General features: G+C 42.3%; 14 protein-coding genes. 6 read left to right on the top strand and 8 right to left on the bottom strand.

Going from position 1 to position 17565, the window contains the following annotated elements; genetic code table 11:
• Positions 1 to 132 precede the first annotated feature (132 nt).
• Positions 133 to 813: a tetratricopeptide repeat protein gene (locus tag PI95_RS25565; RefSeq protein ID WP_052325243.1), complete on the bottom strand. Its 681-nt coding sequence runs from the start codon at positions 811 to 813 to the stop codon at positions 133 to 135.
• Positions 814 to 932: 119 nt separating this feature from the next.
• Here PI95_RS25565 and PI95_RS25560 point away from each other — a divergent pair, with 119 nt between their 5' ends.
• Positions 933 to 1178, top strand: a complete 246-nt coding sequence (locus PI95_RS25560) for a hypothetical protein (RefSeq protein ID WP_039747947.1) — start codon at positions 933 to 935, stop codon at positions 1176 to 1178.
• 135 nt (positions 1179 to 1313) lie between these two features.
• Here PI95_RS25560 and PI95_RS25555 read toward each other — a convergent pair whose 3' ends face one another.
• Positions 1314 to 2174: a fructosamine kinase family protein gene (locus PI95_RS25555; protein ID WP_039747949.1), complete on the bottom strand. Its 861-nt coding sequence runs from the start codon at positions 2172 to 2174 to the stop codon at positions 1314 to 1316.
• Positions 2175 to 2323: 149 nt separating this feature from the next.
• A complete protein-coding gene (locus PI95_RS25550) occupies positions 2324 to 3598 on the bottom strand; it encodes a M16 family metallopeptidase (protein WP_039747950.1) in 1275 nt (424 codons plus the stop codon).
• Positions 3599 to 4016: 418 nt separating this feature from the next.
• Between PI95_RS25550 and PI95_RS25545 the strand changes: the two genes are divergently transcribed.
• The 3 genes from PI95_RS25545 to PI95_RS25535 all read left to right on the top strand — a co-directional run bounded on the left by PI95_RS25545 (position 4017) and on the right by PI95_RS25535 (position 7459).
• Positions 4017 to 5174: a glycosyltransferase family 2 protein gene (locus PI95_RS25545; protein ID WP_236117190.1), complete on the top strand. Its 1158-nt coding sequence runs from the start codon at positions 4017 to 4019 to the stop codon at positions 5172 to 5174.
• A 207-nt stretch (positions 5175 to 5381) separates the two neighbouring features.
• Complete coding sequence (gene crtD / locus PI95_RS25540; RefSeq protein ID WP_039747954.1) at positions 5382 to 6875, top strand: C-3',4' desaturase CrtD; 1494 nt, start codon at positions 5382 to 5384, stop codon at positions 6873 to 6875.
• A 374-nt stretch (positions 6876 to 7249) separates the two neighbouring features.
• Entirely contained in the window at positions 7250 to 7459 is a 210-nt protein-coding gene (locus PI95_RS25535) for a hypothetical protein (RefSeq protein ID WP_163519191.1), read from the top strand.
• Positions 7460 to 7642: 183 nt separating this feature from the next.
• Here the strand turns inward: PI95_RS25535 and PI95_RS25530 are convergent, their stop codons facing one another.
• Together PI95_RS25530 and PI95_RS25525 are read right to left on the bottom strand one after the other, a co-directional pair.
• The gene (locus PI95_RS25530) at positions 7643 to 9127 is read right to left on the bottom strand and encodes a peroxidase family protein (RefSeq protein WP_039748915.1); all 1485 of its coding nucleotides are present in this window, start codon (positions 9125 to 9127) and stop codon (positions 7643 to 7645) included.
• Between the two features lie 594 nt (positions 9128 to 9721).
• The gene (locus PI95_RS25525) at positions 9722 to 12097 is read right to left on the bottom strand and encodes an ATP-binding cassette domain-containing protein (RefSeq protein WP_039747956.1); all 2376 of its coding nucleotides are present in this window, start codon (positions 12095 to 12097) and stop codon (positions 9722 to 9724) included.
• A 172-nt stretch (positions 12098 to 12269) separates the two neighbouring features.
• On the opposite strand from PI95_RS25525, the gene PI95_RS25520 reads away from it, so the two are divergent.
• Both PI95_RS25520 and PI95_RS25515 read left to right on the top strand, forming a co-directional pair.
• Positions 12270 to 13913, top strand: coding sequence for a protein kinase domain-containing protein (locus tag PI95_RS25520; RefSeq protein ID WP_039747957.1), 1644 nt, complete (start codon positions 12270 to 12272; stop codon positions 13911 to 13913).
• Between the two features lie 101 nt (positions 13914 to 14014).
• Positions 14015 to 15397, top strand: coding sequence for a serine hydrolase (locus tag PI95_RS25515; RefSeq protein ID WP_039747959.1), 1383 nt, complete (start codon positions 14015 to 14017; stop codon positions 15395 to 15397).
• 20 nt (positions 15398 to 15417) lie between these two features.
• Here the strand turns inward: PI95_RS25515 and PI95_RS25510 are convergent, their stop codons facing one another.
• The 3 genes from PI95_RS25510 to PI95_RS25500 form a co-directional block, all read right to left on the bottom strand.
• Positions 15418 to 15669, bottom strand: coding sequence for a DUF2281 domain-containing protein (locus PI95_RS25510; protein WP_039747961.1), 252 nt, complete (start codon positions 15667 to 15669; stop codon positions 15418 to 15420).
• A 254-nt stretch (positions 15670 to 15923) separates the two neighbouring features.
• Entirely contained in the window at positions 15924 to 16691 is a 768-nt protein-coding gene (locus tag PI95_RS25505; RefSeq protein ID WP_052325244.1) for a ferritin-like domain-containing protein, read from the bottom strand.
• A gap of 20 nt (positions 16692 to 16711) precedes the next feature.
• Positions 16712 to 17434 carry a ferritin-like domain-containing protein gene (locus tag PI95_RS25500; protein WP_201280602.1) on the bottom strand — a complete coding sequence of 241 codons (723 nt, stop codon included), beginning with the start codon at positions 17432 to 17434 and terminating at the stop codon, positions 16712 to 16714.
• Positions 17435 to 17565: the final 131 nt, after the last annotated feature.

Raw genomic sequence — 17565 nt, 5'->3', positions numbered from 1 at the left:
CAGGACTCCACCCCCCTTCGGGTTCGCCACTACGAATAGACGGTACAGGCAACCGCGCCCGTGGACTCACCGCAACGCGCTGCCGTATGTGTACCCGTCCAACGCACAGCCAAACCTATGCCCCATGCCCCATTACCCATTTTTAAAAGAGTGATACATTGTATCTTCCGGGGCAAGACGAATAGCTGTGTTATAATCTGCCATTGCTTTGCACTTATCGCCGATTTCATAGTAAACCTGACTGCGCCAAAGGTAAAATAGGGGATTGTCTGGATGAAGATTAATCGCTTGGGTATAATCTTCAAGTGCTCCGTTTGTGTCTTGTAGATTTTGCCAACGTAAGTTAGCGCGTTGGCTGTAGAGATAAGCATCGTCAGGAAAAACACGAATTGCATTATCGAATAGAGCGATCGCTTTATTCGTATCTCCCTGCCGATTGAAGGTATGAGCTTGTTTAATGTATGCAGCAATAATACTCTGTTGATTACCAGATATAGTCGAGGCTATAACCGTCTTGTGCTTTTCTTGTTGTGTATCCTCTGCAATTTTTGCCGCAGATTTACCCAGATTAAGCGCTTTACAAATTAAACTAATAGTCGAGCCAAAAGCTAAGACTGTTCCAGCTACAATCGCAATGGCTGCCAAATCCCCATTACTGTTAGTACTGTTTTGAAAGGCTTTGATATCAATACCCTGAGTAGTTGTCGGTTGATGAACTTCTGTGGTGGTTAGCAGTGGTGCGTTGTTAAGAATTTTTTTCTTGATAATTTGCTTACCCCAGGCATTGTATAATCCTTTGATGTCGCTAATCATTTTGAGTTTTCCTCTAATTTTTAAGGGTTTGTTGCAGGCTTAACTGCCTGATATGTTTCAAGTTAGAGAGTCATCGGGAAGAACTAGGGAAGGTCAAATACGAATTTAGGTAATGGGGAATGGGTAATGGGGAATGGGGACAAGGAGGACAAGGAGGACAAGGGGAGCCAGCGCGTTGCGGTGAGACCAGCGCTGCGGGAGGGTTTCCCTCGTGCCGGCAAGGCGCGAACCCGTTCGCGGAGCGTCTCCGAAGGAGAAGGGAGGTCTCCTCCGTTGTAGCGACTGGCGTGGACAAGGGGAAAGGAATAAAAAGCTTTTTCCATTACCCATTACTTATTCCCAATGCCCAATTCCCAATTGTTTAAGAGATTGTTAACTACCGGGAATTTCAAGCAAAAATATGAATATCAGTACAAAAGTTTACATATAAGGAAAGACGAACTTTAGTAAAGTGGGCGATCGCGCAACCCGTCTCATAGAGAAGGTATCGCTTATTTCCTTCAAAACCGCAAAATCTCTTCAATCATGCGATTCGCTTGGGAAGCATAACCGCCACCAAATAAATTAAAATGATTGAGAATGTGATATAGGTTATAAATAGTCTTTCTTTGTTCATAGCCTGCATCTAAAGGAAAGACTTCGTTGTATCCATGATAAAACGCCGCTGGAAATCCGCCAAAAAGTTCGGTCATGGCAATATCAACTTCGCGATCGCCAAAATAAGTTGCCGGATCGAAAATCACCGGTTCTGACACAGTACACCCAGCATTTCCCCCCCACAAATCGCCATGCACCAAAGAAGGTTGCGGCTGATGTGATAGTAACTTAGGTATAGCTGCTAGTAATTTTTCTTGTTGAGGAAAATTGCCACCGCGCCGGATTGCAAGTTTAAATTGATACAATAGTCGATGTTGAGTATAAAATTCTGCCCAGTCTTGAGTCCAAGTATTAATTTGCGGCGTGGAACCGATGGTATTATTAATTTTCCAGCCCATACCTTGACTGCTAGTAGTTTGATGCATCGCGGCTAACTTGCGTCCCATCTCTGACCAAGATTTGCTATTACCTTGATTCATTTCCAGCCACTCCAAAACGATGTAGCTGAAATTATCTGCTGTCCCCCAGCAAATTGGTTTTGGGACGCGAATGCTATTTGATTGGCGCATTTCTTGCAAACCCAGCGCTTCAGCCTCAAACATAGCAATTAATTCTGCTTGATTTAGCTTGACAAAGTAAGTGCGTTCGCCGCTACTGACAGCATAACCTTGGTTGATGCATCCACCACTAAGCGATCGCCTATTCTGGTTCTCAAATTTCTCGCCAGTCACCTGGCTAATATCAGCATCAATTTTAGTCCACATCGTTTGATTGGGGAGTGGGGAGTGGGGAGTGGGGAATGGGGAATGGGGAATGGGGAATGGGGAATGGGGAATGGGTAATGGGGAATAGAAAAAACAATTACCAATTACCAATTACCAATTACCAATGCCCAATTCCCAATTCCCTATTATTAAGCTGGTTTCATGACAACTACACCGTAAGCATCTGGTGAAAGATACTTTTGGGAAGCTTGCATTAAGTCGGTTGCATTTTGTGCTTGAATGTGATTGGGATAATCAAAGGCTGGTTCTAAGTCTCCTACCATAGATTGATAGTAACCGTACAAACCAGCGCGATCGCTTGGTGTTTCGTTACCAAAAATAAACCTGTTCGCGACACGCTTTCGCACTTTCTCAATTTCTGAGTTGGTGATAATTTCTGTTTGTAGCCTGCTAATATGTTGAGCGATCGCACTTTCCACGGCTGGCACATTTTCTACAGCACAATGCGCGGAAATATAAAAAGTACCCTGTAACCGCTGCGTCATATTACTCACAGAAACCGAAGAAACCAATCCTCTTTCTTCGCGCAAATCTCGCACTAACCTGGATGTGCGTCCATGTCCTAAAATTCCTGCCAAAACATCCAGCGCGTAAGTTTGGGCAAGCTTAATTAACCCCGGAACCCGCCAAACCATTGCCAATCGTGCTTGAGTTAGGCTTTCATCCACATATTCTCGGCGGACAATTTCTGTAAATGGTAATTCTTGAGTAATTTCTAAATGCTGTTCGGGTGGGGTTATCCCGTCTTTTTTGGTAAATCCCTCGGCGACAATTTCAATTAATTCTTCTACTGGCAAATTACCTACAACCGCAGCTGTCATTGACTGTGGTTGATACCACATTGCGTGAAAATCGCGCATTTGCTGGGCTTTTAGTTGAGAAATGACTGTTTCTGGTCCCAATACCGAACGACGATAGGGTAGTTGATCAAACGCTGTTTCCATCGCTCGTTGAAAGGTGCGTCGGCGAGGATTATCATCACTACGGCGAATTTCTTCTAAAACTACCAATCGCTCTCTTTCAAAAGCTTCTGAGGGAATACTAGCATTAGTTACTATATCAATTTGTAGTGGAGCAAGCTCCGCAAAATCTTTGGGAGCAGTTGTCACATAATAATGAGTATAATCTTGGCTGGTGGCGGCATTAGTAACAGCACCGCGCTCTTCAATTTGACGTTCAAACTCGCCGCTACTTAGTCGCTCACTGCCTTTAAAAATCATATGCTCTAAAAAGTGAGCCATGCCGTTAATTGCATTTGATTCTACGGCTGAACCGACTTTAACCCACAAGTTGAGGTTAACCGCTTCAATCGGCATTTGCTCTGCTACTATTGTCAACCCGTTGGGCAAGATGTGCAGCTTTGGGGCATTGAGACGAGGAAAATTCAGCAAAGTTGAAGTCATTGGTAGTTGTGGGTGAAAAGCTCTGTTACTTCTTTATCTTACCTACGACTTATATAACCCGCATTCGTCAACACTTTTTGACTTTTATTTTGCAGTTATTACCTGCACAATTTTTGTCATCTTTCTAGAGGATGATTATTGACGAAGATAGAACCATGTGTCTGTGAGAGTTGCTATCAGTTGGAACGATCGCTTCACGCCTGACCGTCCGTCAAAATACGTAAATCCTGCCATTAGATATAGTTGATTTTCCCGGAGATTACTGTAAAATGTAATATATGTTTGTTATGAACATAAGTAATTTCATCTAGAAAAGTTTTTCTTTTCTTTCGCACTTTTTGCCAGATTTTTATCTGTTTTCTGTTTTTGGCTAACTTGTTAAACTCTTTAACCAACATTTGCAATGTTTGTGAACAAAATGAAGGCTAATCTGCCCTTTGTTTCAGTTATTATTCCTGCTTATAACGCAGAGGCATTTATTGGTCGGACATTAGAATCTGTCCTCGCGCAAACTTACGAAAATATCGAAGTTTTAGTAGTTGATGATGGTTCTAGAGATAGAACTGCGGAAATTGTGGCATCTTTTGCCGAAAAAGACAGTCGTGTAATTTTATTGGAACAGCAAAATGCTGGAGTTGCCGCTGCGCGTAATTTAGCAATAGAAAAGTCGAGAGGGGAATATATCGCACCCCTAGACGCTGATGATATTTGGTACCCCTCTAAGCTTGACAAACAAGTGCAATGCATATTAGAAGGAGGTTCATCTGTAGGATTAGTTTATGCCTGGTCGTTATTTATTGACGAAGATGATGTAATTATCGGACAATATACGCCTTATAATTATTTGAACATTCACAGCGTACAGGGAGATGTTTACCCAGCTATGCTGTTTACCAATTTTATCGGCAATGCGAGTGCGCCATTGATTCGCCGAAGTTGTTTTGATAAAATTGGTGGTTACAACTGCGAACTTAAACGACAAAATGCTCAAGGTTGCGAAGATTGGGATATCTACCTGCGAATTGCAGAATGTTATCAGTTTCGGGTTGTGCCTGAGTTTTTGATTGGTTATCGTCAAGTTAGTATCAGTATGTCTAACAGTTGTAAGACAATGGCAAAGTCTTACAATTTAGTTATGGCAGATTTCCAAAAACGACATCGGGAAATTCCTACTTATATATATAATTGGTCTGCCAGTGCTTTTTACGTCTACCTTTCATGGAAAAGCAGAGCTTGCGGCGATTATTGGGCTACTTTAGGATGGATATATAATGCTGTAAAATTGGATTATAGTCCGCTTTTGTTAAGACCAATTTATCAATGCATTATTGAATGTATTTTCAAAATCGCCGCTAAACCGATAACGTCTTTGATTTGGTCAGATCATCACTCTTGGTTGCAGTTCTTAGAAAAATTTAAACTTGTTCGCAAAGTAGCTGTTAATCGCAACATCACAGTTACTGAGATTCAGGGACAAATGTATAAACCATACCAATATCCCACCAAACCATATGCAAGAGTGATGGGGCAAAGATGGTTGCAAGTGTTACAAATGTGTCGGACGATATATGAATAAAATTGGGGAAATTTGCGCCGTCAGTTGATACGCATGGCGCGTGTCAGATGTCAAGAAAAAATTGCACGTATTGTAGAGACGTTCCAATGGAACGTCTCTACGATTGTTGGATGGCATTGGTTGCGCCTACTTCCGGCAAAATTTCCTACTTTTCTCAAATAATATAAAATTATAAATATAAATATTAAGAAATATGTAAAAGTATCTATGCCAAGCGATCGCGTCATCGTCATCGGTGCAGGAATCGGTGGACTCACTGCTGGGGCTTTATTAGCTCATAGAGGCTACAGCGTGTTAATTTTGGATCAAGCCCTCGTACCGGGAGGTTGTGCTTCTACCTTCAAACGCAAAGGATTTACCTTTGATGTAGGAGCAACCCAGGTAGCAGGGTTAGAACCAGGAGGTATTCACCACCGTATTTTCTCAGAATTAGAAATCTCGCTTCCGGAAGCGACACCTTGCGATCCCGCTTGTGCGGTGTATCTTCCGGGGGAGAAAACACCGATTAATGTTTGGCGCGATTTAGAAAAATGGCAAGAAGAACGGCAACGGCAGTTTCCTGGTAGTGAACCATTCTGGCAATTAATGGCAGCTTTATTTAAAGCCAGTTGGAAATTTCAAGGACGCGATCCGGTGCTACCACCGCGTAATATTTGGGACTTGTGGCAGTTGACTAAGGCGGTTCGCTCTGGTACATTAATTACCGTGCCTTACACTTTGTTTACAGTCGGCGATGCTTTACGAGCTTATAAATTAGGAAGCGATCGCCGTTTAAGGACATTTTTGGATCTGCAATTAAAGCTGTATTCTCAGGTGAATGCAGAAGAGACAGCATTACTTTATGCAGCCACAGCATTGAGCGTATCACAACTACCGCAAGGATTGTTTCATCTTCAAGGTAGTATGCAAGTATTGAGCGATCGCTTAGTTTCAGCCTTGGAAAGAGACAATGGTAAATTGTTGATGCGCCACACCGTAGAACATATCCAAGTAAAGCATAACAAAGCTGTCGCTGTCGTCATTAAAAATCAGAAAACCGGCGAAGTCTGGACAGAATCAGCCGACCATATAGTTGCAAATGTCACCGTACAGAACTTAGTGCAACTATTAGGTGAAAAAGCTCCTCGCGGGTATAAAAAGCGAACAGAAAAACTACCACCCGCATCCGGTGCGTTTGTAGTTTATTTGGGTGTAGACGCAAGCGCCATTCCGACCGGATGCCCGCCTCATTTACAATTTATGTATGATGCCAATGGTGAGATTGGCGAGAATAATTCGCTGTTTGTCTCCGTCAGCCATCCGGGAGATGGTCGCGCACCTGAAGGGAAAGCAACAATTATTGCTTCATCGTTTGTCGATCCGTTACCGTGGTGGCAAACTGAGGATTATGAAGGATTAAAACAAAAGTATACAGAAGAAGCGATCGCTCATCTTTCGCAATACTTCTACTTGAAACCAGAAACGATTATTCATGTAGAAGCAGCAACACCGCGCACCTTTGCTAATTATACAGCACGCGATCGTGGCATTGTTGGCGGTATTGGTCAAAGAATATCTACTTTCGGTCCCTTTGGTTTCGCCAATCGCACACCAATCAAGAATTTATGGTTAGTGGGAGACTCTACCCATCCTGGGGAAGGTACTGCTGGGGTGAGTTACTCAGCGCTGACTGTAGTTAAGCAAATTGAAGCTCATACGTAGTAACCACTTCAGTGGTTAAATAGAGCGCTTAAGCGCTCACTACATATAGTAAGAAGAAATCTAAAAGATATCCTTGCGCTTTTGTACCCAAAAAGTATTTGTAGGGTGCGTTATGTATAACGCACCCTACGCATGAATGTCACTGAAATAAGGTGGATTTAGATCCCCGACAACTTCTGCGAAGTCGGGGATCTGAGCCTCAACTTTTGCTTAAGTAAGTGACATTCCACCCTACGCATCTTATATCAAGTCCGGATAAACACTTATAAAAAACTAAAAACCTCACCCGCCTGCGGCACCCTCTCCTTATTAAGGCTAGGGTGTACACACAAATTGACCAGCATAGGTTTCAACTCTTCTAGTAGTTTCGTAGGGTGTGTTATGGACACGCCAAAATAACTTTTGAGTTCGCCGAAATAGCTTTTGCGATCGCCGAAATAGCTTTTGAGTTCGCCGAAATAGCTTTTGCGATCGCCGAAATAGCTTTTGCGATCGCCGAAATAGCTTTTGCGATCGCCGAAATAGCTTTTGCGATCGCCGAAATAGCTTTTGAGTTCGCCGAAATAACTTTTGAGTATTTGTAGGGTGCGTTACGCATAACGCACCCTTGGACTGAACCCGGACAAAAATGGACAGGCTTCTCCTTCACCAGACGCGAAGCGCGAACATCCGAGTGACTCGTTGGGTGTTGAGGATCTTTAAAACAAGCCTGTCCATTTTTGTCTAGCTTTTGTGAAACCCTACGCATCTACAAAATCCGTTACATTTTATTGTTTATCGCCAATCGGATTGATTTCTCCGACAAATTTTAACAAGTCTACCATTGTAAATGTACCGGGATTTTGAGCAGGTAGTATCGGCTTCCAATCTGGGCAACGCACCATAAAGGAGCTGCTATCTGCTTCCAGAAGACCGACAAACACCTCAGCGAGAATGCGACTTCCTACTTGACCCAAGCGCTTTCCTTGACCTTGGACTTGCGCTTCTTTGAGGATGTAATACCACAGTGGTGACTCAATATGAAAGTTATGCTTGACGGCAACTGCTCCATCAGCTCCGGTGGAGATTTCAGCCTTAGTCAACGGCTGGAGTTTCATAAACCGAGCTACACTTTGACCGGATGGTAAGCCGAGACTGCGACCGCGCAGCAGGTTTCTCACAGCCAGTGACCTAGGTTCTGGAACATTCGGCAATTCCTTCAACGGATCAACGAGGAACGGATCTAACTTGCGGCTAAAACCAACTTGCACATTAGGATCGATTTGAAAGAACCTTCTCCAGTCAATGATCCAGTCACTGGGAATAGGAATATTGGCAAAGTCACCAAACTCACCTGATTTGGCAGTGAAAAGAAACAGCAGTTCCAAAGTAGCAGCAGGTCTTGGTGGAACAGGGGGATTAGAAAATACGCGGTTGTAGTCATAAACTGCACGCACCATACTGTGACCGAGACGATAGGCAGCTACTGAAAACTCAACCGGGATGAATGGCTCTTCTTTAAATTTGTAGAAGCGTCTGCCTTTAGTCAACACCGTCTCTAGCTGATTTTTGTCAAGAATGCGAGTCAAAAAATCGTGGAGTACAATCCACTGATAGTGCCAAATCACTAATTCTCTGGCTTGTATAAAAACCGATTTGTCAGTAGAATTCTTTGGTTTAATGCTTCCATCCCTAATGCCTGCAACTATTTTGTTGTGAAACTTCAAAAAAGCTAGGTGCAGTTGTGCAACAATTAAGTTTTCGTCGTTGCGCGAGTCGCCAAGAAGACCTAAAGTACTCTGGGCACGAGGCAGGTCATTGGGCAGTTTAGTCGGAATCGATGGATCTCCCGCTCCTGGCTGTTCGTTGGTTGTCCCAATTAAAAATAAATCCGGGTCTTCGAGTTGGTAGAGATACGGTTGCACATCAGGTCCAGAGCCATAGAGACTATCAAGGTCAAGTCTTGGTGTCCGGAAATTTTGCACTGCCAATGGATCGACAAGAGTATCTTGCAAAGCAGTGGTATCAAGGGTTATGTCATGATCGACAAATTGACCCAGATAAGTGAACCCCGCAGGAACATTTAAATTGTCACCGTCGGGAGTATTTGGGCTTGGGTCGTTCATTGCCTTGCCCAATTCAGTCAAACTTTGTTGTGATGGAGTAAAACTCGGCAATTTAGGAAACATTCTCCCGAACTTCCCAGTTTCTATAAATTCACCTAGCGGTTGATTCTCACCTGTGCGAGGGGGAAATCCATGACGTCTACGCATATTTATTACCTTGGTATTGTTGAATTCGTTGTCCAATTGAAAAGAATTCAATTTGTATCTATTTGTAGTATGGTTTGGACAACTAAGCTCTGGCAGTACCCCTGAGGGTACTATTAGACATAGGCGTAGAAATTAAATATGCGTTATCCAGAATCCCTAGAGACGTAGTTGAATCTGGTAGGGTGCGTTATGGACAGTCCTAACGCACCGAAAATCTTGAATGGTGCGATCTTCCTACGGCATAACACAACGCCAGTTGCTACAACGGAACGGCAGTCGCTACAACGCGCTTAACCCGACGCCAGATGCCTCAACGGAGGGAACCTCCGCACGGCACTGGCTCCGCAACGCGCTGCCTCGGGAACCTCCCTTCGGGTTCGCCACTTCGACGGGACGGAAACCGACACCGCCGAGTGGACTCACCGCAACGCACTGGCTCCCCTACAAAACTAGGTTTTTAGGACTTGTGTGTACACCGTAGCTTGGAAAGGGGAGTTGGGGAGTTCTTCGAGAAATCAAAATGCTAACCGAAACGTATTGACATGGCGGTTAAATAAAGCATTTTTTGCAAGAAATTTGTTGTGAAAGAGAAATCTAAAAAATATCTTTGCGCTTTTGTAACCATAAAGTAACAGTTAAATAAATCGCCGTATGCAAACACAAAAGTCCCCAATTTAATCCTAGATTTGCCCACGTTGCATCATAAACTGGTGTTGGGTCAAATGGTCTAGCAACTGTGCTACCATCAGGTAATTTCATCGGTGCGGGAACCATTGCATTAATATTAACTAAAGTGCCATAAGCACCTATTGACCAACGACTCAGCATCAACCAAGAAATTTTACTAGCAATACCTTCCATTTTGAACAAGACACCAGAAAAGATAATTTGAGGTATCAACAATAGAGGTAAGGCACTATTTGCTTGACTGCTATTTTTGACAATGGCAGAAATTAATAGCCCTAAACTCATACTAGTTAAAAGTGTGAGGAAAGTAGTAATTGATAATCCTAATTGCCAAGATATTAATTTCGGTTCGGGAGATTTAAATAATATAAGCACAACTAAAGAAATTAGCAAAGTTTGCAACAATGCTAAACCGGAAAGAATTGTCAATTTAGAACCAAGATAAGCAAATAAACTTAAATTTACCAATCTCTCGCGCAGGTAAATCGCTGCTTCTTTGACAATTTCTTGTAATGAACTAGAAAGTCCCACCCACAAAGCAGCACAGGTAAATACAAATAATACCCGCAAGGCTAAAGGTGCGAGTGTTGCATCTGGTTTTGCTGGTAAAATTAAGGGATGGATATCTTTGAGTGCAATGGTAATTAAACTAATGCCAATAGGTGCGGTTAAAAGCGCTAAAGCAAGATTGATGCGATCGCGTTGCTGAATCTGAAAATATCTTTGAGCAAGAATACCTAATTGCTTTGTAAAAGATATACCAGAACCTTGTTTGTTATTAGCATGGATTTGTGAAGTTTGATTTCCCGGACTGAGGTGATTGGCAACGTAGCGGCGATAATCATCTGAAGAGTGAAATTTTTGCGCTTGGTCGATGACAGTTTCCGGTTTTTCTAACTGGTTGTAGATATCGGCGAAGTCTTCCTTAACGCCAAAAAATCGCAAACATGCATCAGGGGGACCAAAATAACATAAGCGTCCACCTTGACCGAGAAAAACCACGCGATCGCACAACTTGATATTAGCCGTCGCATGAGTCACCAAAATCACCGTCCGTCCTTGGTCTGCCAATTTCCGCAATAGTTGCATCATCTTTTTATCCAACCCCGGATCGAGTCCAGATGTTGGTTCATCCAAGAAAAACAACTTCGGATCGGCTAGCAATTCTACCCCAATACTGACTCGCTTGCGCTGTCCTCCACTGAGTTCGCTTACTCTCGCATTGCGACGGTGCGACATTTCCACATCTTCTAAAGTCTTTTCCACCACCTTTGCGACATCAATATCTGGTGGTAATCGCAACTTTGCAGCGTAGGTAAGTACTTCTGCAACTGTCAATTCTCGGTGAATGATATCGTCTTGGGGAACATAACCAATCTGCGTGCGATAGATATTGAAGTTTTTTCGCAAGTCTTCCCCATTTAAGTAAATCACACCTTTGGTTATTTGCTCAGTTCCTAAGAGCGATCGCATCAAAGTTGATTTACCCGCACCGCTTCCCCCCACCAACGCGACAAACTGTCCCGGTTCAATCGCCAAAGAAACATCATCTAATCGACGCTTACCTTTAGTTTCTAGCACCACATTGCAAGCATCTAGACGAATGCGATCGCCCTGATCGAGTATCTGTAGTTCATCACCACGTACAATTAAGGTATATGGTCCAATGCGAATAGTTGCGCCTGGTGATAGTAATGTAGTGCTATTAACTCGCTGTCCATTGACAAATACGCCATTAGTACTGTGGTCGCGTAAAATGTAGCGTCCTCGAGTATCTGTATCAATTGTCGCATGATGCCGGGAAATTGTCGGAGCATCTAAAGGTAAAGTAGCATTAATATCTCGACCAATTAATACAGAGCGATTTTTCAGAGAAATTGATTGTAAACCCGGTTTAGTAGCGATTGCTGGGTTAGCAGGATTGTAGTATTTCAACAAAACCTGATTTTGCGGGTTTTGACCGATATAGATTTCACAACCGTTTTTAAGTAAATATCCTGTATCGGTAGTGATGCGACTGTGATTAATATATAACCCATTTGTACTGGGGTGAGTGCCATCCCCATCATAGATGCGATAGTCTTCCCCTTCTTTGCGTAACACAGCTTGGCAACGTCCTACCACTTGCCAATCTTCGGGAATTACCAGATCGACAGAATTGCGATCGCGTCCGATTATGTGCTGCGGTTTACTCAACTCTATGTGTAAAACTTTTCCCTGATTTTTGAACTCTAAGTACTGGTTTGTACTTAGTAAATTTTTGTTACCTATTTTTGTATTCATTGAATAATTATGATGATTGATTAAGGCGTGTTTTTATATCTAAATCAAAGATAATATGAAAATTTGCCAGAAATACAAAGAAAAATAAACAAAATATTTTTAGATATATATATGCAGGGTAATGTATTAAGCATAAAATAAATTTAAGTAACCGTATTGGGGCAAAGAGATAATGACACCCATACTATTGAAAAATCGCTACCAGGTGATTCGGGTACTGGGTTCGGGTGGGTTTGGTGAAACATTTCTAGCAGAAGATACTCAGATGCCATCGGGATGCCGATGTGTGATTAAGCAGCTCAAGCCAGTAGCTAATAATCCTCAGGTTTATCAGTTAGTCCAAGAACGGTTTCAGCGAGAAGCGGCGATTTTAGAAGAACTAGGTGGTAACAGCAATCAAATTCCTCGGTTAAATGCCTACTTCACAGAAGATGGGCAATTTTATTTAGTACAAGAATATATTGAGGGGCAAACTCTAACCCAAAAGTTGCAACAGCAGGGGATATTGAGTGAGAGTTCAGTCAAAGAAATTTTGATAAATATTTTGCCAGTTCTGGAATACGTCCACAGTAAGCGGATTGTGCATCGGGATATTAAGCCAGATAACATCATCATTCGCTACACAGACGGCAAACCGATTTTAATCGACTTTGGCGCAGTTAAGGAAACGATGGGAACAGTAGTAACTGCTTCCGGGAATTCTAGCAGGTCGATTGTAATTGGTACACCAGGGTTTATGCCGAGCGAACAAACTGCTGGAAGACCTGTATTTGCCAGTGATTTGTATAGTTTAGGATTAACAGCGATTTATTTGCTCACAGGCAAGATTCCTCAGGAATTGCCAACCGATCCAGCTACTGGTGAGATTGTGTGGCGACATTTTGCATTATCGTTGAGTCCGAGTTTTGCGGCTGTGTTGGATAAAGCAATTCAATCTCATGGACGCGATCGCTTTTCCAGTGCTAGAGAAATGCTCGAAGCATTGCAGACTGGCGTAACTCCCATTGCACCTACTATACCTCCATTTGCTGCCACGCAAATATCTGCACCGCCATCCGGAGGATACGTCCAGCCAGCGACAGTGGTATCATCAGGAGCAATCCCATACCAGCAGCCAGTTTATTATCAGCAGCCAGCACCAGTCAGTAAAGGCATGAGTGATTGGCAAAAAGCTGTGATTACCGGTGGTGTAATTGGTGCGTGCGTCCTTATTGGTTTGACAGTTATTAACCGCAAAGAAACATCTAACCAACCTCAGCCACAACAAACAGTGGCAGAACAAAACTCCTCTCCAGCACCAGAAAATTCCTCTCCAGCACCAACTTCTTCTGTTTCCGAAAATTCTAGAACATCGCAGCAACCTATCAGCGATCCTCAGCCACCAATCGCTACTGCACAAACCTCAGCAATTACCAAAAAAGCAGCATTCGCTTTAATTAATCAATGGCAACAATCCAAGGCTCAGTTATTTGCCCCACCATTTAATCGCCAATTAGGAAGTGAATTAACTACAGGTGAAGCATATAGAAAAAATATTGGACAAGGAAGTTCATTAGAATGGCTAGAAGATAACAACGCTTATTATCGATATGGTGTACAAAGAATCGATTCTATTGAAAACTTTGTCGCTAATGGCGATCAAGCAACACTTGATATAGTCCTTACAGAAGACCGCAAACTGTATAAAAATGGAGAAATAGTTAATGATGAAAATAGCTCATTTGATACAAGGTTAGTTAGATATTCTTTACAACTAGAGAATGGAAAACTAAAAATATCTGATTACACAACTGTGAGAGTGATTAATAATCGTTAAATTAGGAAAATACATGAATAAACTACGTCTGAATGTTTATAGCTTGCTCGATTCTCAAAAAGACGACGAACCAACACGTCCTCTTGAATAAGGTATAATTCGTGTCTGAACAATCACAAATTAAACAACGCGATCGAAGAATTTCTGAATTAGAAGCAGATTTAGCTCGTGCCAATCAACAGCTTCAACAGCACCAGCAAACAATTATTAAATTACAACAGCAAATAGCACCTAAGGAAAAACAATTACAGCTATCTGAAAAAAATTTAGACAATACAGGAATAACAAAAACTCAAAATCAACAGCCAAAAATGAAATTGCGGAAAAAACAACCATCACGATTATCTCGTCTGCAATTTTTCAGTATAGTTGCAGGAGTTGTGCTAGCTATAACACTAATTGGATTAGCAATTAATCGACGACAAAATTCACCTCCTCCAAAAGCAGTTTCTTCAGCACCAACAAATATTCCTCAAACTAAAAATACGCCAGTTTCCTCATCACCTATACCAGTTTCTCCGCTAAATACTTTGCCTCCATTACAACAAACAAATGTAGAACTGACGTATAATATTCCTATTTATCCAAATTTCCAGAAAAGTCAGAAATTACAGAGTATTGTCGATCGCGCAGTTAGTCTGGCAACTGATAAAAAACTACCAAACAAAGCATTGTCAATCACATTAATCGACGCAAAAACAGGGAAGTATGGAGCATATCAACAAGATGAACTGCGATATCCAGCTAGTATTGTCAAAATGTTTTGGATGGTATATTCGTATTCGCTAATCCAGAAGAATCCTTTGAGGGAAGCCGATTTTACACGATACCTCAACAAAATGATTAAAAACTCTGATAATGATTCTGCCAGCTACGTTGTTGATACAATTACCGGTACTGAATCAGGAAATGATTTCCAAGGTGAAGAGTATGAAAATTGGCTACAAAAACGCAATCAACTAAATAAATACTTTCAACAAGCAGGGTATACGAATATTAACTTAAATCAGAAAGTTTTTCCCATCAATTACCTCAATATTTCTGAACCTCAAGGTGCTGAGTTAAAAATGCGAGGTAATCCAGAAAAGCCTATTCGTAATAAGATGACAACGCAGCACGCTGCCAGACTTTTATATGAAATTTATGATGGTCAAGCTATATCGCCAGATTATAGTGGAAAAATGATAAATTTATTAAGAATAGATTCGCAAACTAGGAATTTGAAAAAAGACGATCAAAATCCTAACGAATTTAATCCTGTACGGGGATTCTTCAGCGAACCTTTGCCAAGCAATATTGACTTTGGTGGTAAAGCTGGTTGGACTTCTAACACTCGTCAAGAAGCAGCATATATAGCAACACCAGATGGAAAAGCCGCTTATATTCTTGTTGTCTTTGCTGAAGATCGCGCTTATGCTTACGATTGGAAAATATTTCCCCAAATCTCTAGTATGATATTTGAGCGCATGACAAATGGTAAATAAATAAAGCATTACCTCTTGCTTCATTCTCGTAATGGTCTGTTAAGATACTCCTTGTTTGTAGATAGATCTCCAGGTCCTCCATCCACACACCCTACTAAGTCTGCCGCAGCTTCTAAAGCAGACATTAGCGTCCCATTAGGATGCTTAAACTCCACTCTTAGTGATTTGCTGTGCAAAAACTCCACGAAGTCAAGCACCTGCTGCTGTTTTTCAAGGGAAAGGGTTCTCACCTTTTCTGCAATAAGTTGGTCTATGCCGATTGCTTGAGTCATCAGTCTTTACTCCAGTCTTATCACTTCAAGTGTAAATCCAACTTCGCCAACACCATCACCAATATATCTCGGCTTGTCTGTTGATCGCGTGACAAATCGTCAATGAACCACTTAGCTCGATCGGGCGATCGCTGATAATAAGTAGCTGCTTACAATTAAATATAAAATAGAGTCAAGCCTTGTTTTACACTAAGAAATTCTCCACACGGCATATCGCTTTTGATAGCGCGTGTGGAGAATCAGCCGAAGTTTATTTATTTCTCGGTTAAGATAGGACCCACCAGCGCTATCACCTCGTCTTTTGTGGCAAAGCCATCAAAAGCTTCATTGCTGAAGGGAATTGGAGAATTAGACCCTTCCCGATTCTCGTTGAAGAGGACTTCACTGGCATCTCTAATCCAAGGTCGCACATCTGCACCATAATAAGTTTGCCGTAGATAGCGAACACCAGCAGCGTGTCGAGCTTCTATAGTGTGGATTTCCAAAGCTCCAGCTAAGACAACTTTACCAGCATCACCGGCGGCGAGCAAGTTCTGCACCTGTCCCTTATAAGCTGCTACCCCCGTATCTTCAACATACTGTAACGCCAGGAGAAAATCTTGAGGGTTATTAAATGGGTCGCGATTGAGTATGGCATCGTAATTGGGGTTCTTTGGGATAGCGATCGCATCTGGATCGCCTCCCAGAGATGTCAATACAGCCGATAGATCCGTAACGTGCATACCTTCATCCTGTCCATAGGACATGATTGCCTTTTTAGCCGGCTCTGGGAGACTCATCAATCCACCGCTCTCGATTGCAGTAAACGCACGGCTATACATATCAGCTTCCAGTTTTTCTAAAGTCAAAGCGTATTCAACAACTTCCTTAGGTGTAAGCGTTGCTGACTGAGCAGAAGCTGGTGTTACGGGGATTGTGAGCAAGGATAGAACAAGTAAAGACAGGATCAGCATTCTACCCCAAGTTGCTGCCAAACCGAGGCTGACAACTAATTGCCCTGCTAGCGATAAAAGGGTTTTCATATTCTTTGTAACTCCTGGGGTTAAGCGACAAGTGCGCCGTTGATTGGGTTTTTCAATATATTCAAAGAGCCGACAATTGCTATAATCTGTTTGGGTGTGTATAGCTCATCGTAGGCACGTCCCTTAAATGGATTGAGTTCAGGAACTAGGTCAGCATCGTTGACTGCGCGATCGCTATCTGGTTCTGTGGCAGGTCGCTTCAGAAGCGCACGTACTCCAGCAGTGTGGCGTGCTTCAATAGATACAATCGAACCAGCTGCCAGTAAGTATGTGGGGTCTTTCAAGCTTGTTCCCGCGCCATTGTAAGCGTGAACACCCGTATCTTCCAAAGCTACAGCCGTATTCAAGATGGTATCGCGGTCTGTCAGGACAGCATCTAACCCAGCTTTGTTAAATTTGAGATTTTTTGTCTTAAAAGTAGCATTTTTACCTAGAACTTCCCGAAGAAATTTGACGTGGGTAGCTTCATGAGAACCTATGGCTTTGATATAGTCATACTCTTTAGGATCTGTAATCTTGCCAGACTTAAGAACAAGTAAATAAAATGCTGCTTCTAGTTCCTCTAATAACAAAGCGAAGTTAAGGATACCAATATCATCAGCATTAAATGTCAGAGTTTTGCCATACTCATTAGTCCGTGCAGTCACTCTCTCAGGTAGAGTGGTTAAAGCTGCCGCACCAACGCTTAGAAGACCCCATTTCAACAAGCTGCGTCGCGAGGTGAAAGATAAATTCTTTTTCATTTTCATATCTCCTAAAAAAAGTAAGCGCTTATTGCTGGTAGTTAAGAATTAATTGCCCGCGTCCAAATCAATTACCGCGCTTATATATTGCCGGCTAAAGTTGCATCTCCATAAGGATTAGGACTTACGCA

Origin of the sequence: Hassallia byssoidea VB512170 (assembly GCF_000817785.2) — a bacterium.
GTDB lineage: Bacteria > Cyanobacteriota > Cyanobacteriia > Cyanobacteriales > Nostocaceae > Hassallia > Hassallia carrinoi.
The sequence above is the reverse complement of the archived record's forward strand: the minus strand, read 5'-3'. Positions and strand labels throughout refer to the sequence as shown.